Source organism: Streptomyces sp. NPDC107498 (genome assembly GCF_055582805.1).
This window is the reverse complement of the sequence record NZ_JBVJPE010000001.1, coordinates 299158-318280: the sequence shown is the minus strand read 5'-3', so window position 1 is coordinate 318280 and position 19123 is coordinate 299158. Positions and strand designations below refer to the sequence as shown.

The following is a 19123-nucleotide window of genomic DNA, read 5'->3' as shown; positions in this document are numbered from 1 at the left end:
GGCTTCATGGATCCGGAGATCGCAACTCTGGCCGGTGCCGCAGGGACCGCGCTCGTGACGATGCTCGTGACCGACACCTGGCAGGGCGTCAGGGACGGTGTGGTGGACCTGTGGCGACGGGCCAGGCCCGAACGCGCGTCGGCGATCTCGACGGAACTCGTGTCCGCCCGCGAGGAGTTGATCAGAGCCAGGGACACCGACGATCAGGAGACCCAGGCCGAGGTCCGGGCCGAGTGGCAGGGACGGATCCGGAGGTTTCTCGCCGCCCACCCCGAACTGGCCGCAGAACTCAGGGAACTTCTCGTCGACGCGTCCCCTTCCGAGGCCGCGCCGTACGTCGTCACGCAGCGAGCCACCGCCTCGGGGCAGGCACGGGTCTACCAGGCGGGCCGCGACATGCACCTGGACCAGTCGTGACCGGCCGGAACGACGGTCGGGCCGAAGGGCAGGGGCGCGTCTACCAGGCGTCGGGCGACGTGCACATCTCCGAGCACCACCACCACGGCCCGTCCTGGTCCGGGCCGGACTCCGTGCGTCACCCAGCCATCGGCCGGGCCCCCGTGGTGCTCCGTGACCGCGTCGAGCTGATGACCCGACTCCGGGCCTCTGTCGTCGAAGGCACGGGCAACGAGGTGCTGGTGCTCCACGGGCTCGGTGGCTGCGGCAAGACCGCCGTCGCGTACACGCTCTTCCAGCAGGCGACCGCCGACGGGGAGCGGCTCGGTTTTTGGGTGAACGCGTCGGACCAGGGCACCCTGCGGGCCGGCATGCTCGCCGTCGCCGCCGACCGGGGCGCGGGCCAGGGCGAGCTGGTCGCCGCACGGAGCGGTCTCCGCGCGGCGGCGGACCTGGTCTGGGAGTACCTGGACCGATCCGCCCGGCCCTGGCTGCTGATCCTCGACAACGCCGACGATCCGGCCGTACTCCGCGACGGCGGCTGGCTCCGTTCCAGCCCGCGCGGCACCGTCCTCGTGACCACCCGGCAGGCGGCGGCCCACTGGTGGCCCCGGGCGGAGCTGCTCCAGGTCGGCGTGCTGCCACGAACGGAGGCCGCCCAGGTCCTGTGCGACCTCGCCCCGGAAAGGGGATCGGCCGAGGAAGCGGCGGAGATCGCCGACCGGCTCGGGCGCCTCCCGCTGGCCCTGACCCTCGCCGGCGGATTCCTCGCCCACCAGGTCATCCAACCCTGGAGCATGACCGAGTACGTCCGCCACCTGGAGGGCGACCGGGGGATCCACCCCATCGAGCTCATCGACCAGGGAGCCGCCGGCGACGACTCGCGCCATCTGGTCAGCGGCACGTGGCAGCTCTCCACGGACCGCCTCGTCGCGCGCGGCCTGCCCGAGGCCGTTTCCCTGCTGCGTCTGCTGGCCTGCTGGTCGCACGACCCGCTCCCGCTCTCGTTGCTCGCAGGCGTCTCGGTCGGCACGAGCCTTCCCGCCACTCGTGTCGAGCCGGCGCTGCGGGGGCTGTTCGACCACTCCCTGACCGAGCTCGTGCCCGGCCGCGCGCGGTGCCTGCGGACGCACGGGGTCCTGCTCGACAGCGTCGCGCGCAGCACACCCGAGGACGAGCACGAACCGCTCGCCGCCGCTGCTGCCGGGCGCCTGTCGTCCGCGCTTCCCGCGGTGCCGCAGCGGGGACACGGGGACGCCGGTCTCAGCCTCGTCGGACCGCACGTCCTGGCACTTCTCCGGCGCGTGCGCGACTGGCCGGGCGTTCTGCAGCAGACCGCGGAAGCCGCGGTGGAATGCGCCCTCCGGCTCGTGACGGCCCAGCACCGGGCAGGTGACTACTCCTCCGCCTTCGCTCTGGGGACGGCGGCGAGGGAACTCGGCGAGCAGCGTCTGGGGCGGGACCACCCCTTGGTCCTCGGCCTCAGACAGCGCGTCGGCAGAGCCGTCTACCGGCTCGGGCGCTTCGAGGAGGCGGAAACGGTCAACCGTGAGGTGCTGGCCGACTGCGAGCGCGCACTCGGCCCGTCCGATCTGGTGACCCTGGACGCGTGCATCGCCCTGGCGCGCCCCCTGCGCCAGCTCGGACGGATGGCCGAGGCGGCGGCCCTGATGAGGCGGGCCATCGAGGGCCGGTCCGCGTCTCTCGGGCCGTTCCACCCGTTGACGCTGCTGGCGCGTTCCCACCCCATGGAAGTGGACCCCGGCCCCGAGCTGGACGCCGCGGCCCCGGCGGGCCCCGAGCTCGTCACGGACTGCCGACGAGAGCTCGGCGCGCAGCATCAGATCACCCTGGTCGTCGAGCTGAACTGCGCTTACGCGCTGTTCTACACGGGCCATCCCGTCGACGCCCTGCCCCGCGCCCGCGAAGCACTGGCCCACCATGAGCAGCTCTACGGGGTCGAGTACCCGATCACCCTGGCCGCGCGGCATCTGCTCGCGAACGTCCTGGCCGCCGTCGGCGAGCAGGCGGAGGCGGTCGTGCAGATCGAGCGGGTGGTGGAGGGGCGGCGGCGGGTGCTCGGCCCCGAACACCCGTGGACCCGGTCGGCCGAGGAGCTGCTCGTGCGGTACCGGGAGGGGGGAGCGCCGTTCTGATCCCGAAGCCGTCGTCCTCGATCGGTCCGATCTGGTCAGTACGCGCCTCCCCACCCTGCTGACCACCGGAAACGCGGGTGAGGAGCACTCCGGGGGCCTGGTAGATTGTTCTCTGTCGCCGCGGGGGAAACCCCGGAACGACAATCACCCCGTCCGGGTGGCGGAATGGCAGACGCGCTAGCTTGAGGTGCTAGTGCCCTTTATCGGGCGTGGGGGTTCAAGTCCCCCCTCGGACACGAGAAGAACACCATGTGGTGGTCGGGAAGTCTCCCGACCACCACATGGTGTTTCCGTGCGTCGTCACATGGCACCGGGGGGTGGCCGATGGGTCCGGGTGGTCCGCGTCGAGCGGTGGTCGGAGTCCTGATGGTGCTGAGCCTGGTCGGCGGCTGCGGCGACGCGGCCGGGCCGCGGACCGGTACGGCCTCGCGGCAGCCCCCGCAGGCGAAGGTCAGGACGGACCGGGAACCGGTGGAGAAGCGGTTCCCGCAGTTCGGGAGGTTCACCGGCGTCGCATGGGTCGCGGCCCCCCTCGGCGGGGCGGGTTCCCGAGTGCCCGGCCCCACCGACATCCGGCTCTCCGGTGTCGCGACCCTTGCGGAGGAGGACGTCCGGCGGCTCCTGAAGGAGTACGACTGGGTGCCCGCCGAGCAGCCGCCGACCGTCCTGGGAGGCGTCGCGCCCGAGGTCCCCGAGGGCGCCGCGTGGCGGACGAGCGAGGACTTCGCCTCCGAGGTCACCCGGGACGTCTCCTCCGGATCGTTCCATCTGGATCCCGAAGCGGGGCTCATGGTCTTCGACGCCGTCAATCCGGCGGCCTCGCAAGGCTCCTGACGGGCCACGGCCACGGGTCACGGGTCGCGACCGGACGGTCGGGCGGAAAATGCCTGGACCGCGCGAGCATCCGCACGGGAGACTCCTTTTGCTCACCTTCGGTACGACAGCACAGGGTTGGGTATGGGATCACCTGAATCGCGCGAAGGTTTGCCGAACAAAGGCTCGGTACTCCTCGCAGTCCGCTTCTACGGACGGGAACTGGTCCGCCTCCGACGGCTGACCGCCCCCGCCCTCCTCCTGCCGGCACTCGGCAACATCGGCATCAACTACATCGCCCCCCTCGTCGTCGCCAAGCTCGTCGGCCGCATCGTCGGCCACGACACCGGCGGAGGGATCGGCCCGCTCCTCCCGTACGTCCTCGTCTTCGCCGGCGTCCTGCTGCTCGGAGAGGCCCTGTGGCGCGTCGGACTGCACTGCCTGAACCGCCTCGACGCGCGCGGCATCGAGAACCTGTACGTCATCGGCATGGACGAACTGTTCGCCAAGGACGCCGCTTTCTTCCACGACAACTTCGCCGGATCGCTGACCAAACGGGTCCTCAGCTTCGCCTCCCGCTTCGAGGAGTGCGTCGACACCCTGACCTTCTCGGTCATGGGCAGCTTCGTACCGCTCGTCTTCGCCTCGGTGGTGCTCTGGCAGTACGACCCGCTGCTCGTGGTCGGACTCCTCTTCCTCATCGCCGTCACGGGCCTCGGCGTGGCACCGCTCATCCGGCGCCGACAGGCGCTCGTCGCCCGGCGCGAACAGGCGATCGCCCGGGTCTCGGGACACGTCGCCGACAGCCTGACCAACATGGACACGGTCCGGTCCTTCGGCGCCGAGCGCCGCGAGGCCGCCGAGCACCGCTCCCGCGTCGCGGAGTCCCGACGGCTCACCCTGCGCTCCTGGGACTACGGAAACCTGCGCATCGACACGCTCGTCGCGCCGATGTCCGTCCTGACGAACGTCCTCGGACTCCTCCTCGCCGTCGGACTCGGCGGGGGAGAGCACGGCGTGGAGGCCGTCATCGTCGCCTTCACGTACTACGCCAACGCGACCCGGATCATGTTCGAGTTCAACCAGATCTACCGGCGCCTGGAAAGCTCGATGACGGAGGCCGCGCAGTTCACCGAGCTCCTCCTCGAGAAGCCGACCGTCCTCGACCCGGAGGAGCCGGAGCCCCTCCGGCCCGAGGACGCCGAGGTGCGGTTCGAGAAGGTGACCTTCGCCCACGCGGGCGCGAAGCCGCTCTTCGAGGGCCTCGACCTGGACGTGCCCAGCGGCGCGAAGATCGGTTTCGTCGGACGGTCCGGCGGCGGCAAGACCACCCTCACCCGGCTGCTCCTGCGGATGACCGACATCGACGGCGGCCGGATCACGATCGGCGGCCAGGACATCAGCCGGCTCCGGCAGACCGAACTGCGCAGCATGATCGCGTACGTGCCGCAGGACCCCGCGATGTTCCACCGCACCCTGCGGGAGAACATCGCCTTCGCCCGGCCGGAGGCCACCGAGGCCGAGATCCGGCGCGCGGCCGAGGCGGCGCACGTCACGGAGTTCGCGGACGCCCTCCCCGAGGGCTTCGACACCATGGTCGGCGAGCGGGGAGTGAAGCTGTCCGGCGGCCAGCGCCAGCGGGTCGCCCTCGCCCGGGCGATCCTGCGCGACGCCCCGATCCTGCTGCTCGACGAGGCGACCAGCGCCCTGGACTCCGAGAGCGAGATCCTCGTGCAGGACGCGCTGTGGCGGCTCATGGAGGGACGGACGGCGCTGGTGGTCGCCCACCGGCTGAGCACGGTGGCCACCATGGACCGGCTCGTCGTCCTCGACCGCGGACGGATCGTCGAGCAGGGCACGCACCAGGAGCTGCTCGCCACCGAGGGCGCCTACGCCAAGCTGTGGCAGCACCAGTCGGGCGGCTTCATCGACGACGCCCCCGCGGCGGCCGGCCTGCGGTGACCCGCGGTCGTCCACAGGTCGCCCCGGGCGGGACCGCGGTGTCGGTGCGGACGGCTAGGCTTCACGAATGGTCCTTTCCGACGCTCCCGCCGCCTCCGCCGAGACCTCCGAAGCCGCTCGGGTGCTCCACCGCGTCTTCGGCTACAGCTCCTTCCGCGGGGAGCAGCAGGAGATCATCGAGCAGGTCGTCGGCGGCGGCGACGCGCTCGTCCTGATGCCGACGGGCGGCGGCAAGTCGCTCTGCTACCAGATCCCGGCCCTCGTCAGAGCGGGCACGGGCGTCGTGGTCTCGCCCCTCATCGCCCTGATGCAGGACCAGGTGGACGCGCTCAGGGCGCTCGGGGTGCGGGCCGGCTTCCTGAACTCGACGCAGGACCCGTACGAGCGGCAGGCCGTCGAGCAGGCGTTCCTCGCGGACGAGCTGGACCTGCTCTACCTGGCCCCCGAGCGGCTCCGCACCGAGGGCACCCAGCGGCTCCTCGACCGGGGCACGGTGTCGCTCTTCGCGATCGACGAGGCGCACTGCGTCGCCCAGTGGGGCCACGACTTCCGGCCCGACTACCTCGCCCTCTCCATGCTCCACGAGCGGTGGCCGAAGGTGCCGCGGATCGCGCTGACGGCGACCGCCACCGAGGCCACCCACGCCGAGATCGCGAGGCGACTGGGCCTGGAGGACGCCCGGCACTTCGTCGCCGGCTTCGACCGGCCCAACATCCAGTACCGCATCGTCCCGAAGAACAATCCGCTCAAGCAGCTCCTGGAGCTGATCAGGACCGAGCACGACGGGGACGCGGGCGTCGTCTACTGCCTCTCGCGGGCCTCGGTGGAGAAGACGGCGGCCGCCCTCGTGGAGCACGGCATCGACGCCGTCCCGTACCACGCCGGCATGGACGCCCGGACGCGCGCGGCGAACCAGGCCCGCTTCCTGCGGGAGGACGGGGTGGTGGTCGTGGCGACCATCGCCTTCGGCATGGGCATCGACAAGCCGGACGTGCGCTTCGTGGCCCACCTCGACCTGCCCAAGTCGGTCGAGGGCTACTACCAGGAGACCGGCCGCGCGGGCCGCGACGGGGAGCCGGCCACGGCGTGGCTGGCGTACGGCCTCCAGGACGTCGTCCAGCAGCGCAAGCTCATCGACGGCTCCGAGGGCGACGAGACGCACCGCCGCTCCCTGGCCAGGCACCTGGACGCCATGCTCGCCCTCTGCGAGACGGTCGACTGCCGCCGCGTGCGGCTCCTGGAGTACTTCGGACAGTCCGGCAAGCCCTGCGGCAACTGCGACACCTGCCTGACGCCGGGCGAGTCCTGGGACGGGACCGTCGCCGCGCAGAAGCTGCTCTCCACGGTGTGGCGGCTGGCGAAGGAACGGCGCCAGAAGTTCGGCGCCGGCCAGATCATCGACATCCTCCAGGGCAAGAAGACGGCCAAGGTCATCCAGTTCGACCACGACCAGCTGTCCGTCTTCGGCGTCGGATCGGACCTGGGCACCGCCGAGTGGCGCGGGGTCGTCCGCCAGCTCCTCGCGCAGCGGCTGCTCGCGGTGGAGGGCGACTACGGGACGCTCGTGCTCACCGAGGACAGCGGCGAGGTCCTCGGCGGACGCCGCCAGGTCCCGATGCGCAAGGAGAAGGCGGTCGCCGCCCCCGCCCGCAAGGAGTCCGGGAGCCGCTCCGGCAAGGGCGCGCGCGTGCCGGTCGACCTGCCCGCGGCCGCCGTGCCGGTCTTCGAGGCGCTCCGTGCCTGGCGGGCCGCGACGGCGCGCGAGCAGGGCGTGCCGGCGTACGTCGTCTTCCACGACGCGACGCTCCGCGAGATCGCGACCCGTCTGCCCGCCACCGTCGAGGAGCTCGGCACCATCGGAGGCGTCGGCGAGGCCAAACTCGCCAAGTACGCCGAGGGCGTCCTCGACGCCCTGGCGCAGTCCGGGGGCGCGGGGACGGGTGACACGGGTCCCGACGGGGCCACCGCGTCCTCCGGTCCTGCCCCGTCCGGGCCCGCGGCTCCGGCGCCTGCCGCCAAGGCGGCGTCCGGTGACGCCCCGGCCGCCTCCGTGCCGTCGGCGCGCAGGGCGGAGCCGGACGTTCCGCCGTCCTACGACGAGGAACCGCCGTGGGACGAGGACGAGCTCGAACCGCCGTGGGACGAGGGCGAGTAGCCCGGGGCACCCCGCGCACCGGAGGCCGTACGGAGACGTCCGACACGGCCTCCGGCCGTTTTCCAGCGGTGGAACACGGTCGGGGGACCTCTTGGTGGCGGGCCCCCGATCGGCGTTCTCCGGGGGCTTTGACCAGTGATCATCTCTGGATGTACGGTTCTCCCCAGTCTCCCGGGGGGCGGCCGGGGTGCGCCTCGGACGCGGAGGACGACGGCGGCGCGGGCCGGAGCGCAGCGCGCTTTTCGGCGCTGCTCCAGGCGTCACTGAACCGCCCCTCGTGCGGCGACCAGGACCCCTGAGACCGCGCACGTGAGGACCCCTCCGCCGATGACGAGCAGCCTGCACGGAATCCTGCGGACGGGCGCGCCCCTCGCCCTGACCGCCCTCGCCCTGACCGGGTGTTCCACCGGGCAGGGAGCAGGGCCCGCGGCACCGGCCGCCGCGTCGGCCGCGGGCGCCGTGCCGGGCTCCGCCGCCGACCCGTCGTCCTGGACCCTGCCCATGCAGGCGTACCGCCCCACCACCGAGCAGACCCGGACCCTCGCCCGGGCCGAGCAGAAGCTGGTCGGCCGGTGCCTCGCAGAGTTCGGGATCGCCTGGAAGCCGGCGCCGGAGCTCCCCCCGATCGGCCCGAAGAACATGCTCGACTGGCGGTACGGGATCCATGACGCGGAGATGTCCGCGAAGTTCGGCTACCAGGTGGATCCGGCCCAACAGGCGAGGTACGAGAAGGCGTTGAGCGAGGCCGACGCGCGACCGCGACTCTCCGACGACCAGCAGCTGGTTCTGGGCGGCACCGACGTGCCGGCCGAACTCCTGCGGAAGGCCGGCCCCGGGGCCCGGCACGGCTCCTACGCGGGGCGGAGGATCCCCGAGGGCGGCTGCTTCGGCCGGGCCCGCCGGACCCTGGGCGGTCCGCCCCAGGGAATCTCCCCGCTGGTGCAGCGGCTCACGAACGAGTCGTACCCCGCCTCCATGGAGGACCCGCCGGTGAAGGCGGTGTTCGCCCGCTGGTCCGCCTGCATGAAGGCCAAGGGCTTCACGTACCCGGCGCCCATGGCCGCCAACGACGACCCCCGGTTCCGGCCCCGGCCCGAGGGCGCGTCCCGCGCGGAGATCGACACGGCGCTCGCCGACATCGCCTGCCGCGCCGCGCACCGGGTCGCGGAGGTCTGGCACGAGGCGGAGACCCGGATCCAGCATGGCTCGATCGCGCGCAACGCCACGGCGCTCGCGGCGGACCGCCGCGCCCTCGACGCCTCCCTGCGCAAGGCGGCGGACGTCCTCGCCCGCCCCTGACCCCTCTCCCTCCGCCCTTCCTGTCGATCCCGTTCCTGTCGATTCCGTTCCGACGATCCCTCTGGAGAACCCGATGCAGACCTCGACCACCTCGCGCCGCCGCCTGCGCACCGCCCTCGTCGCCGCCGTGATGGGCGCCTCCGCGCTCTCCGGCACAGGCACGGCCCACGCGGAGGGCGACCCCACCGCCTACATCACCAGCGACGAGTACACCATCATGTCGAACCAGAAGTGCGCCGGCTCGTCGGAGGAGTTCCGCTTCCGCCTCTACTACAGCCCCAACTACTCGGGCGCCTGGGTCAACATCGGCCACAACATCTACGACATGCTGGCCCTCAAGATGCCGTACACCCCGGCCATGCCGCTCCGCTTCTGTGACGGCACCGGCTCGGGCAGCGGCCAGGCCGTCGGCAACAACGCGGCCTCCGCCTACAACTGGTACGACGGCTACGTCGGCACCGTGTACTACAGCGCCGGCTACAAGGGCGTCTCCGACACGGTCGGCGCGCGCTCCGGCATGTCCACCCTCTGGAACACCCGGAACGACAACCGTTCCATCCACTTCACCAGCACCTGGTAGTCGCTCACTCGGGCTGCGGCGTGAGGCGCCGCAGCCCCCTGCGGTCGTAGTAGTGCGTCATGGCGAATCCGAACGCCAGGGCCGCCACCACGCCGATCGCGATCATGATCCAGCCACGGGCGAGCCCCGCGTCGGCCCGGGCGTCGAAGTACAGGATGGACCGGATGCCCGCGCTGAGCTGGTGCATCGGCTCGAACACGCCCAGGAAGCGGTAGAACGCGGGGGTGGCCTCCAGGGGGACGGTCGCTCCCGAGGAGGGGAGGGCCAGCGCGATGAAGACGAACATGGACACGAGCTGGCCGATGCCGCCGAAGGCCGCGTTGATGGCCTGGACGCCCAGGCCGACGGCGACCGTGGCGCAGTAGGAGAAGAGCCACAGCATCGGCAGGTGGTCGGCGTCCATGTCCAGGATCGCGATGGTGGCGACCATGACGAGCGTGGTCGTCAGGAGCGAGATCCCGGCGGTCATCAGCATCTTCAGGACGAGCGTCTGGGTGCGGCTGACGGGAACGGTCGGCCGGCGGGTGTGCCAGGGGCCGATCTCGCTGTCGGCGTAGCCGAGCGCGGTGTCGACGCCGCTGTTGACGAGGTTCCCGCCGATGAAGCCGCCCAGGACGAGCAGCAGCGTGTAGTAGAAGGCGGTCAGGCCCAGACCGCTGTGCCGGCCGATCGGATGCCCGACGCGGGTGACGACCGTGACGGGGTCGGACAGGAGCACCCGCGTGGTCGGCACGGCGGAGGCGGCCGAGAGCCGTCCGCCGATGGTGAGCGAGGCCCGGTGGGCCGCGCTCTGGTTGATCTGGGAGGCCAGGGACGAGCCCAGGCTGCCGAGGCCGGGGTTGGTGAGCACGGTCAGCGTCGGGCGGGCCGTCGCCCGGTTCGTGGTGAGGGCCGCGACGGACGCGGTGAAGTCCGCCGGGACGACCAGGGCGCCGAAGACCTGCCCCGAGGCCAGCGCGTCCTGGGCGGCGGCGCGGTCGAGGCGGCGCCAGTCGACGGTGGCCCTGGAGGAGCCCGCCGAGGCGATCGAGTCGGTGATCTGCTTCCCCAGGTTCTCCCGCTGTCCCGGCAGCGGACGGCCCTCGTCCTCGTCGACCAGGGCGATGGGCAGCCGGTCCAGGTGGTCGCCCGGGCTGAGGATGCCGCCCATGTAGAGGAGCGACAGCAGCAGCGACACCAGGGCGCACAGGACGGTCGGTACGAGCCACAGCTTGGCGTGCCGTACGAGCGCGGAGGCGCGGACCTGGGGGCCGGGGGTCGGATCGGGTCCGGGGGCCGGGTCCGGGGCGTTCGGGGGGAGGGCGGAGGTCATGGGCCCATCGTCGGCGGACCGAGCCGCGATCCGGTCATTTCGGGCGCCTGTGCGGGGTGGCGTGTCGGCGTCCGCGCGAGGTGGCGTGTCGGCCTCCGCAGGGGATGGATGCCGGCCTCCGTACGGGGCGGGCGTCGGCCTCCGTACGGGTGGGCACGTAGGCCTCCCCGCGGGACGGGAGCGTCGACGGGCCGCCGGTCACGCTCCGATTGCGGAGCGGTCGGCGTCGGGTTTGAGTGGGTGGGCCCCTCTTTCGCCCCTTCAGGAGCTGCCATGTCGATGGCGTTCGGTTCACCCTTCGGTTCGTCGGACCCGTTCAGCGACCTGTTCAACCGGTTCTTCGGCATGTCGCCGGCCTCGTCGCCCCCCGCGGTGCAGCGCGTGCCCATCGGACGGCTGCTGACCGAGTCCTCCCACGAACTGCTGAACACGGCCGCGCGCAAGGCCGACGAGGACGGCAGCTCCGACCTCGACACCGAACACCTCCTGTGGGCGGCGACCCGGACCGAACCGACCCGCCGGCTCCTCTCCCGGGGCGGGGTGGACCCCGACAAGCTCGCCGACCGGCTCGCCCAGGTCCTCCCCCGGGAGTCCGCCGAACCGTCCGCCGAGCCCGGGCTCACCCCGGCGGCCAAGCGGACCCTCGCCACCGCCCACGCCTACTCGCAGGCGGCCGGCGTCTCCTACATCGGCCCCGAGCACATCCTCAGCGCCCTCCTCGGCGACGCCGACTCCGGCGCCTCCCGCTTCCTGCGGGCCGAGGACCTGGACGTGAAGAAGCTGCGCGGCCTCACCGACCGGGCGCCCCGCCCGGAGCAGGGCGGCGCGCCCGCCGCGAAGCAGCCGGCCACGACCCTCGACGAGTACGGCCGGGACCTGACGGAGGAGGCCAGGGCGGGGAGGCTCGACCCCGTCGTCGGCCGGGCCGACGAGATCGAGCAGACCGTCGAGATCCTCTCCCGGCGCTCCAAGAACAACCCCGTGCTCATCGGCGAGCCCGGCGTCGGCAAGACCGCCATCGTGGAGGGCCTCGCCCAGCGCATCGTCGCGGACGAGGTCCCCGACACCCTGAAGGGCAAGCGGGTCGTCTCCCTGGACCTGTCCGGCATGGTGGCCGGGGCGCAGTACCGGGGACAGTTCGAGGAGCGACTCAAGAAGGTCATCGAGGACGTCCAGGAGGCGAGCGGCGACGTCGTCCTCTTCATCGACGAACTGCACACCGTCGTCGGCGCCGGCGCCACCGGCGAGGGCTCGATGGACGCGGGCAACATGCTCAAGCCCGCCCTCGCGCGCGGCGAACTGCACGTCGTGGGCGCCACCACCATCGACGAGTACCGCAAGCACATCGAGAAGGACGCCGCCCTCGAACGCCGCTTCCAGCCCGTCCTGATCCCGGAACCCACCGTCGAGGAGACCGTGCAGATCCTCGAAGGACTGCGGGACGCCTACGAGGCCCACCACCAGGTCCGGTTCGCCGACGGCGCCCTCGCCGCGGCGGCCGAACTCTCCGACCGCTACGTCAGCGACCGCTTCCTGCCCGACAAGGCCATCGACCTGATGGACCAGGCCGGTGCGAGGGTACGGCTCCGCAGCGGCGGCCGCTCGACCGAGGTCGTCAGCCGCGAGGACGAGCTCGCCAAGCTGGGGCGCGAGAAGGACCAGGCCGTCGCCCGCGAGGACTTCGAGAAGGCCAAGGAGCTCAAGGAGCGGATGGCCGGGATCGAGGGCGAGCTCGCCGGGATCGAGGAGCGCCGCGAGGGCGTCGTCTCGGTCACGGCCTCCGACATCGCCGACGTCGTCTCCCGCCGCACCGGCATCCCCGTCTCGCAGCTCACCGCCAGCGAGAAGGAGAAGCTCCTCAGGCTGGAGGAGGAGATGCACGCCCGGATCGTCGGACAGGACGAGGCGGTCACCGCCGTCTCCGAGGCCGTGCGCCGCAACCGGGCCGGCATGGGCGACCCGAACCGGCCCGTCGGCTCCTTCCTCTTCCTCGGACCCACGGGCGTCGGCAAGACCGAACTCGCCAAGACCCTCGCCGAGCTGCTCTTCGGCGCCGAGGACCGCATGATCCGGTTCGACATGAGCGAGTTCCAGGAGAAGCACACGGTCGCCCGCCTCGTCGGCGCGCCCCCCGGATACGTCGGCTACGAGGAGGCCGGCCAGCTCACCGAGAAGGTCCGCCGCCAGCCGTACAGCGTCGTGCTCTTCGACGAGGTGGAGAAGGGGCACCCCGACGTCTTCAACACGCTGCTCCAGATCCTCGACGACGGGCGCCTCACGGACGGACAGGGCCGCACGGTCGACTTCCGCCACTGCGTCGTCGTCATGACGTCCAACATCGGCGCCCACCGCATCCTCGCGCACGAGGGCGACGCCGCCGAGCTCAAGGACGAGCTGATGGAGGACCTGCGGGGGCGCTTCCTGCCCGAGTTCCTCAACCGCATCGACGACATCATCGTCTTCCACAGCCTCACCGAGCAGGACCTGTCGGAGATCGTCGACCACCTCCTCGACCGGAGCAAGCACCGCGTCCACGCCCAGGGCATGACCCTGGAGGTCACCGAGGCGGCGAAGAAGCTGCTCGTCGCCCACGGCTACCAGCCGGCCTTCGGCGCCCGGCCGCTGCGCCGCACGATCCAGGCGGAGCTCGACAACCGCGTCGCCACCCTCCTCCTCGGCGGCGAGGCGGACCCCGGCGACACGATCGTCGCGGACGTCGTCGACGACTCGCTGCACTGCACGGTCCGCAAGCACGAGGAGTCGGGCAGCACCGCCGTGGCCTGACGGCCGCCGGAGGGCGCGCGCCGGGCTGCGTACCGGATCATGCGCACCTAGGCTGACGCCGTCCCCTTCACGGCTTTTCGTCCAACTCTCGTGGGAGCGCCATGGCCGTACCCCAGTACGTCGTCGTCCCGCCCTCGCAGGCGGCCGTCTTCCTGGTGGCCACCGTCAACCCGGGCGGCGAGACCGCGGTGCGGGAGGCGCTCCGGGACCTGACGGGACTGACCCGTTCGGTGGCGTTCCGCGCCCCCGACTCGTACCTCACCTGCGTCGCCGGCATCGGCTCCGAGGGGTGGGACCGGCTCGTGGGCGGCCCCCGCCCCCGCGAGCTGCACCCCTTCCCGGCGCTGCGGGGCCCCCGCCACCGCGCCCCGGCCACCCCCGGCGACCTGCTCTTCCACCTGCGCGCCCAGCGCCTGGACCTCTGCTTCGAGCTGGCCAGGCACGTCGTGGCCGCCCTCGGCGCCGCGGTGACCGTCGTCGACGAGGTGCACGGCTTCGCGTACTTCGACGACCGCGACCTGCTCGGCTTCGTCGACGGCAGCGAGAACCCCGAGGGCGCGACGGCCGCCGGCGCGGTCCACATCGGCGACGAGGACCCGGACTTCCGGGGCGGCAGCTACGTGATGGTCCAGAAGTACGTGCACGACATGGCGGCCTGGGACGCGCTCACCGTCGAGCAGCAGGAGCACGTCATCGGGCGCGCCAAGGGCTCCAACATCGAACTGTCCGACGACGTCAAGCCCGCCGACTCGCACGTCACGCTGAACACGGTCACCGACGAGGACGGCGTCCAGCAGCAGATCTTCCGCGCCAACATGCCGTTCGGCCAGGTCGGCACCGGCGAGTTCGGCACCTACTTCATCGGTTACGCGCGGACGCCCGCCGTGACCGAGCGGATGCTCCGCAACATGTTCCTCGGCGATCCCCCCGGCACCACGGACCGCATCCTCGACTTCTCCCGGGCCGTGACCGGCGGCCTCTTCTTCGTGCCGAGCGCCGACCTCCTCGACGACCTCCCCGCCCCGCCGGCCGCCGCGGCCCCCGAAGAGACCCTGGGCATCGGCAGCCTGAAAGGAGCCCTCGCCCCATGACGCCCCCCGAGTCCACCAACAACCTCCACCGCGAACTCGCCCCGATCACCGCGGCCGCCTGGGCCGAGATCGAGGAGGAGGCCCGCCGCACCTTCCGCCGCAACGTCGCGGGCCGCCGCGTCGTCGACGTCCCCGACCCGGCCGGACCGGAGCTCTCCGCCGTCGGCACGGGCCACCTCTCCGACCTGACGGCGCCCGCGCCCGGCGCCACGGCGCGGCTGCGCGAGGCGCGGCCCCTCGTCGAGCTCCGGGTGCCGTTCACCGTCGCCCGGGCCGCCGTCGACGACGTCGAGCGCGGCTCCGAGGACTCCGACTGGCAACCCGTCAAGGACGCGGCCCGCGCCCTGGCGCTCATCGAGGACCGCATGGTCTTCGAGGGGTACGGGGCCGCCGGGATCGAAGGGCTGCGCGGCCGCAGCTCCAACCCGCCGCTGCGGCTGCCGACCGAACCCCGCGACTACCCCGACGCGGTCAGCCGGGCCCTCACCGCCCTGCGGCTCGCCGGTGTCGACGGGCCCTACGCCCTGCTGCTCGGCGCCGACCAGTACCGGGCGGTCAGCGAGACCTCCGACCACGGCTACCCGATCGCGGCCCACCTCGCCCGGATGCTCGACGGCTCCCCGATCTGGGCGCCCGCCCTCGACGGCGGTCTCGTCCTCTCCACCCGGGGCGGTGACTTCGCGCTGCGCATCGGCCAGGACGTGGCGATCGGCTACACCGCGCACGACGCGACCGGCGTGGAGCTGTACCTCCAGGAGACGCTGACCTTCCTGACCCACACGGACGAGGCCGTCGTCGTCCTGGAGACCTGAGCCGATGGAACGACGGCTCCTCGGCGCCGTGCCCCGGCTCGCCGTCTCGGCGTTCGCCGGGGCGGCGGTCGGCGCGGCCGTCGCCGCCCCGGCCCGCGTGCCGCTGGGCGTCCTCGCCGGCATCGCCGCGGCCGAGACCGTCTTCGTCGCCACCGGCTGGATCGTCCTGTGGCCCATGGACGCCGCCACGACCCACCACAACGTCCGGCGCGAGGAGTTCCGGCCCGTCGTCGAGGAACTCGTCGTCGTCGCGACCTCCCTGTGCGGGCTCGTCGGCATCGTCGTGCTGCTCCTGGTCGGCCGCACCGACCTGAGCCACGCGGCGGCCGCGACGGCGCTCTGCGGCGTCTTCATGGCCTGGGCGGCGCTCCACCTCATGTACGCCACCCGGTACGCGTACCTCTACTACGCCCTGAACCCCGGCGGCGGGATCGACTTCAACTCCCCGGTCCCGCCGAAGTACAGCGACTTCCTGTACTTCAGCTTCAACCTCGGCATGACCTGCCAGGTCTCCGACACGAACGTCTCCAGCCCCACGGTCCGGTCGGTCGTCCTGCGGCACTGTCTGCTGTCGTACGTCTTCGGGGCGAGCATCCTGGCCACCACCATCAACCTCGTCACCGGGATCGTCACGGGCTGACCGGTGCGACCGTCGGCGGGCCCGGCGCCGTCAGCCGAGCGAGAGCACGACCGCGGTCGTCCGGCCCTCGGGGGTCTCGTACGTGACGGTGTCGCCGGCGCCGTGGCCGAGCAGGGCCCGGCCGAGCGGGCTGTCGGCGGTGACCAGGGTCGCGTCCAGGGCGTTCGCGAGCTCGCCGACCCGGACGGTCGACTCGGTGCCGTCCTCGAAGCGCACGGTCACGCTGCTGCCCACGCCGACCGCGTCGGAGGGCGGAGCCGCCGCGACGGACCCCTCCCGGAGCCGCCCCTCGACCTCCTGGATGTCGGCGTCCAGGCGGTCGAGGTCGTCGGCGCGCTGCAACTCGTCGGCCTGGTCGGCCCGGTCGCCGGCCTCGTCCCCGCCGCCGTCCCGCAGGGTGGCGGCGACGGCCTCGCGTTCGGTCCGCAACTCGGCGAGCTCGCGCTCGAGCTCCTCGCGGGCGACGGCGCTGATGGGCTCGGGTCCACCGGTCATTGCTGCTCCCGACTCTGCGGCGGCACAAAGGAGTGCAAGGTTACATTCAGGACATTTCGCAGATTATCAGGGGTGCGGCCGGACGGCCGGGGACCCGCGCCGGCCCCAGGCCCCGGCTCCGGCTCCGTCGGTAGGCTTGCGGTGCTCCGGGCCCGAGCCACGGCCGCCCGGACCGCGGCGAGAGGGAGAAACGCACGATGGCCGTCATCCACCACACCACGATGCAGCCCACGAAGCTGGAACTGCTCGCCTCCTGGCTGCCCACCCGCGCCTGGTACACCGGTGGGGCCGAGGAGCCGCGGCCGGCCAAGGCGGGCGGCTTCCGGCTGGACGACCCCGCCGGCGAGGTGGGCATCGAGTTCATGGCGGTCACCGACGGCGCCGCGCCGGACGCGGTCGCCTACCTCGTCCCGATGACCTACCGGGGCGCGCCCCTGGAGGGCGCCGAGCACGCCCTCATCGGCACCTCCGAACACGGCGTCCTCGGCACGCGCTGGATCTACGACGGCGCCCACGACCCGGTGCTCGTCGCCCAGTTGTACGCCCTGCTCGCCGGCCGGACCGAGGCACAGGCCCAGTCCCTCACCGACGCGCCCGACCCCACCGTCTCCGCCGAGCTCGCCCCCGCCGGGACCGGTGCGGAGCTCGTACGGGTCACGGACGGCGCCGACCGCACCGACGTGGAGGTGCGGGAGACCGGCGCGGCCGCACCGCTGACGCTCCGGGTGCGGCGCGTGCTGCGCCCCGGCGAGGACGGCACGCCGGGCCGGGGCCGGGTCACGGCCGAGTGGAGCCTCCCCGACGGGACCACCGCCCGCGGCACGTACGCCGTCGCCCTCGCGGAGGCCGACCGGTAGCGGATTCCGGCGGCCGGTGGCGGCAGCTCTTCGAGCGGTCCGAAGGCGAAGGGCCGGAGAACGAACAAAGGCAAGGAGGGACGACCTCTCCTTGCCACTCTCAAGATATAGCGCACCGGGGGCCTTGCGGCAAGGCCCCCGCCATGTCGCAGAATCTCCGTTCCGAGCAAGGACCTGCGGAAAACGGGGCGTACTGATGATTGATGTGATCGTGGTCGGCGGCGGACCGACCGGTCTGATGCTGGCGAGCGAACTGCGGCTCCACGACGTCCGCGTGGTCGTCCTGGAGAAGCTGGCCGAGCCGACCCGGGAGTCCCGCGGGCAGGGCCTGCACGCGCGCAGCGTCGAGGTGATGGACCAGCGGGGCCTGCTGGGTCGGTTCGCCGCGGTCAGCGAGAGGTTCCAGGTCGGCGGCCTCTTCGGAGGCGTGATGAAGCCGTGGCCGGAGCGGCTCGACACGGCCCACCCGTACGGCCTCGCCACACCGCAGCCGGTCACCGAGCGGCTGCTCCAGGAGCGCGCGCTCGAACTCGGCACGGAGATCCGGCGCGGCGCCGAAGTGGTCGGCATCGACCAGGACGAGGACGGGGTGACCGTCGGGCTCGCGGACGGCACCGAACTGCGCGCCCGCTACGTCGCCGCGTGCGACGGAGGCCGCAGCACGGTGCGCAAGCTGCTCGGCGTCGGTTTCCCCGGTGAGCCCGCCACCGTCTGGACCCTCCTCGGCGACATGGAGGTGACCGCCGACCCGGAGACGATCGCCTCCGTCGTCGCGGAGGTCCGCAAGACCCAACTGCGCTTCGGCGTCCAGCCCTTGGCGGACGGGGTGTGCCGCGTCGGCGTGCCCGCCGACGCGGTGGCCGAGGACGGCGCGACCGCGCCGACCCTCGACGACTTCAAGAAGCGGCTGCGGGCCGTCGCCGGCACCGACTTCGGCGTGCACTCGCCCCGCTGGCTGTCCCGCTTCGGCGACGCCACCCGGCAGGCCGAGCGCTACCGGGTCGGCCGGGTGTTCCTGGCCGGCGACGCGGCGCACATCCACCCGCCGACCGGCGGCCAGGGCCTCAACCTCGGCGTCCAGGACGCCTTCAACCTCGGCTGGAAGCTGGCCGCCGCGGTCGCCGGCTGGGCGCCGGAGGGACTGCTCGACACGTACGAGGCCGAACGGCACCCGGTCGGCGCCCGAGTGGTGCGGAACACCCGCGCGCAGATGACGCTGCTCGGCACCGACGCCGGGGCGACCGCGCTGCGGGAGCTGTTCGCGGAGCTGATGGACTTCGAGGAGGTCAACCGGTACGTGACCGGCATGATCACCGCCGTCGACGTCCGCTACGACCTCGGCGAGGGCCATGAACTCCTCGGCCGACGGCTGCGGGACGTGGCGCTGAAGCGGGGGCGGCTGTACGAGCTGACGCACGGCGGCCGCGGCCTGCTGCTGGACCGGACCGGCCGGCTCTCGGTGGAGGGCTGGGCGGACCGCGTCGACCACGTCGTCGACGACAGCGAGGAGCTGGACGCCCCCGCCGTGCTGCTGCGGCCGGACGGCCACGTCGTGTGGGTCGGCGAGGCCCAGGAGGACCTCCTCGGCCCCCTGGCCGAGTGGTTCGGCGCCGCGACGGACTGAACCGCGCGACGGCGCCCGACGGGCGGGCCCGGGCGGGTGCCGGGCCGCCGGGCGGAGGCCGGGGGACCGTTCGCGCGGCCCCCGCGCCCCGGGCGCTTCGGCGCGGGCCCGTCGTGGGGCGGGCCCCGGGTGGGGGCGGGGCGGCCG

Annotated in this window: 15 protein-coding genes and 1 tRNA gene; 14 read left to right on the top strand and 2 right to left on the bottom strand. The window is 72.8% G+C overall.

Going from position 1 to position 19123, the window contains the following annotated elements; all coding sequences use genetic code 11:
• Positions 1 to 6 precede the first annotated feature (6 nt).
• The 8 genes from ACZ66Z_RS01460 to ACZ66Z_RS01425 all read left to right on the top strand — a co-directional run bounded on the left by ACZ66Z_RS01460 (position 7) and on the right by ACZ66Z_RS01425 (position 9361).
• Positions 7 to 417, top strand: coding sequence for a hypothetical protein (locus ACZ66Z_RS01460; protein WP_469931916.1), 411 nt, complete (start codon positions 7 to 9; stop codon positions 415 to 417).
• Positions 414 to 2552, top strand: a complete 2139-nt coding sequence (locus ACZ66Z_RS01455; RefSeq protein WP_469931915.1) for a tetratricopeptide repeat protein — start codon at positions 414 to 416, stop codon at positions 2550 to 2552. Before ACZ66Z_RS01460 ends, ACZ66Z_RS01455 begins: the two co-directional genes overlap by 4 nt.
• Positions 2553 to 2703: 151 nt before the next feature.
• A tRNA-Leu gene (locus tag ACZ66Z_RS01450) sits at positions 2704 to 2788 on the top strand.
• Between the two features lie 130 nt (positions 2789 to 2918).
• Complete coding sequence (locus tag ACZ66Z_RS01445; protein WP_469931914.1) at positions 2919 to 3386, top strand: hypothetical protein; 468 nt, start codon at positions 2919 to 2921, stop codon at positions 3384 to 3386.
• A 123-nt stretch (positions 3387 to 3509) separates the two neighbouring features.
• Positions 3510 to 5327: an ABC transporter ATP-binding protein gene (locus ACZ66Z_RS01440; protein WP_469931913.1), complete on the top strand. Its 1818-nt coding sequence runs from the start codon at positions 3510 to 3512 to the stop codon at positions 5325 to 5327.
• 67 nt (positions 5328 to 5394) lie between these two features.
• Positions 5395 to 7482, top strand: a complete 2088-nt coding sequence (gene recQ / locus ACZ66Z_RS01435) for a DNA helicase RecQ (protein ID WP_469931912.1) — start codon at positions 5395 to 5397, stop codon at positions 7480 to 7482.
• 327 nt (positions 7483 to 7809) lie between these two features.
• The gene (locus tag ACZ66Z_RS01430; protein WP_469931911.1) at positions 7810 to 8781 is read left to right on the top strand and encodes a hypothetical protein; all 972 of its coding nucleotides are present in this window, start codon (positions 7810 to 7812) and stop codon (positions 8779 to 8781) included.
• A 73-nt stretch (positions 8782 to 8854) separates the two neighbouring features.
• Positions 8855 to 9361 carry a hypothetical protein gene (locus ACZ66Z_RS01425; RefSeq protein ID WP_469931910.1) on the top strand — a complete coding sequence of 169 codons (507 nt, stop codon included), beginning with the start codon at positions 8855 to 8857 and terminating at the stop codon, positions 9359 to 9361.
• Between the two features lie 4 nt (positions 9362 to 9365).
• On the opposite strand, the gene ACZ66Z_RS01420 is transcribed toward ACZ66Z_RS01425, so the two are convergent.
• Positions 9366 to 10673 (bottom strand): YhgE/Pip domain-containing protein, encoded by a 1308-nt coding sequence (locus tag ACZ66Z_RS01420; RefSeq protein WP_469931909.1) that lies wholly within the window; start codon positions 10671 to 10673, stop codon positions 9366 to 9368.
• Between the two features lie 273 nt (positions 10674 to 10946).
• On the opposite strand from ACZ66Z_RS01420, the gene ACZ66Z_RS01415 reads away from it, so the two are divergent.
• The 4 genes from ACZ66Z_RS01415 (at position 10947) to ACZ66Z_RS01400 (ending at position 16000) form a co-directional block, all read left to right on the top strand.
• Positions 10947 to 13457: an ATP-dependent Clp protease ATP-binding subunit gene (locus ACZ66Z_RS01415; protein ID WP_469931908.1), complete on the top strand. Its 2511-nt coding sequence runs from the start codon at positions 10947 to 10949 to the stop codon at positions 13455 to 13457.
• Between the two features lie 101 nt (positions 13458 to 13558).
• Positions 13559 to 14548 (top strand): Dyp-type peroxidase, encoded by a 990-nt coding sequence (locus ACZ66Z_RS01410; RefSeq protein WP_469931907.1) that lies wholly within the window; start codon positions 13559 to 13561, stop codon positions 14546 to 14548.
• On the top strand, positions 14545 to 15360 hold the full coding sequence (locus ACZ66Z_RS01405; protein ID WP_469931906.1) for a family 1 encapsulin nanocompartment shell protein: 816 nt from the start codon (positions 14545 to 14547) through the stop codon (positions 15358 to 15360). Before ACZ66Z_RS01410 ends, ACZ66Z_RS01405 begins: the two co-directional genes overlap by 4 nt.
• 4 nt (positions 15361 to 15364) lie before the next feature.
• The gene (locus tag ACZ66Z_RS01400; protein ID WP_469931905.1) at positions 15365 to 16000 is read left to right on the top strand and encodes a DUF1345 domain-containing protein; all 636 of its coding nucleotides are present in this window, start codon (positions 15365 to 15367) and stop codon (positions 15998 to 16000) included.
• Positions 16001 to 16030: 30 nt separating this feature from the next.
• Here the strand turns inward: ACZ66Z_RS01400 and ACZ66Z_RS01395 are convergent, their stop codons facing one another.
• The gene (locus ACZ66Z_RS01395) at positions 16031 to 16495 is read right to left on the bottom strand and encodes a GreA/GreB family elongation factor (RefSeq protein WP_469931904.1); all 465 of its coding nucleotides are present in this window, start codon (positions 16493 to 16495) and stop codon (positions 16031 to 16033) included.
• A 197-nt stretch (positions 16496 to 16692) separates the two neighbouring features.
• Here ACZ66Z_RS01395 and ACZ66Z_RS01390 point away from each other — a divergent pair, with 197 nt between their 5' ends.
• Together ACZ66Z_RS01390 and rox are read left to right on the top strand one after the other, a co-directional pair.
• Positions 16693 to 17352, top strand: a complete 660-nt coding sequence (locus ACZ66Z_RS01390) for a maltokinase N-terminal cap-like domain-containing protein (protein ID WP_469931903.1) — start codon at positions 16693 to 16695, stop codon at positions 17350 to 17352.
• A gap of 196 nt (positions 17353 to 17548) precedes the next feature.
• Positions 17549 to 18976, top strand: coding sequence for a rifampin monooxygenase (rox, locus tag ACZ66Z_RS01385; protein WP_469931902.1), 1428 nt, complete (start codon positions 17549 to 17551; stop codon positions 18974 to 18976).
• Positions 18977 to 19123 lie beyond the last annotated feature (147 nt).

Bases quoted from the DNA above. Each gene is read 5' to 3' on its own strand.
- rox (WP_469931902.1), top strand. From the start codon at position 17,549: ATGATTGATGTGATCGTGGTCGGCGGCGGACCGACCGGTCTGATGCTG.
- ACZ66Z_RS01425 (WP_469931910.1), top strand. From the start codon at position 8,855: ATGCAGACCTCGACCACCTCGCGCCGCCGCCTGCGCACCGCCCTCGTC.
- ACZ66Z_RS01460 (WP_469931916.1), top strand. From the start codon at position 7: ATGGATCCGGAGATCGCAACTCTGGCCGGTGCCGCAGGGACCGCGCTC.
- ACZ66Z_RS01410 (WP_469931907.1), top strand. From the start codon at position 13,559: ATGGCCGTACCCCAGTACGTCGTCGTCCCGCCCTCGCAGGCGGCCGTC.
- ACZ66Z_RS01400 (WP_469931905.1), top strand. From the start codon at position 15,365: ATGGAACGACGGCTCCTCGGCGCCGTGCCCCGGCTCGCCGTCTCGGCG.
- ACZ66Z_RS01445 (WP_469931914.1), top strand. From the start codon at position 2,919: ATGGTGCTGAGCCTGGTCGGCGGCTGCGGCGACGCGGCCGGGCCGCGG.
- ACZ66Z_RS01440 (WP_469931913.1), top strand. From the start codon at position 3,510: ATGGGATCACCTGAATCGCGCGAAGGTTTGCCGAACAAAGGCTCGGTA.
- recQ (WP_469931912.1), top strand. From the start codon at position 5,395: ATGGTCCTTTCCGACGCTCCCGCCGCCTCCGCCGAGACCTCCGAAGCC.
- ACZ66Z_RS01390 (WP_469931903.1), top strand. From the start codon at position 16,693: ATGGCCGTCATCCACCACACCACGATGCAGCCCACGAAGCTGGAACTG.
- ACZ66Z_RS01420 (WP_469931909.1), bottom strand. From the start codon at position 10,673: ATGACCTCCGCCCTCCCCCCGAACGCCCCGGACCCGGCCCCCGGACCC.
- ACZ66Z_RS01415 (WP_469931908.1), top strand. From the start codon at position 10,947: ATGTCGATGGCGTTCGGTTCACCCTTCGGTTCGTCGGACCCGTTCAGC.
- ACZ66Z_RS01395 (WP_469931904.1), bottom strand. From the start codon at position 16,495: ATGACCGGTGGACCCGAGCCCATCAGCGCCGTCGCCCGCGAGGAGCTC.
- ACZ66Z_RS01405 (WP_469931906.1), top strand. From the start codon at position 14,545: ATGACGCCCCCCGAGTCCACCAACAACCTCCACCGCGAACTCGCCCCG.
- ACZ66Z_RS01430 (WP_469931911.1), top strand. From the start codon at position 7,810: ATGACGAGCAGCCTGCACGGAATCCTGCGGACGGGCGCGCCCCTCGCC.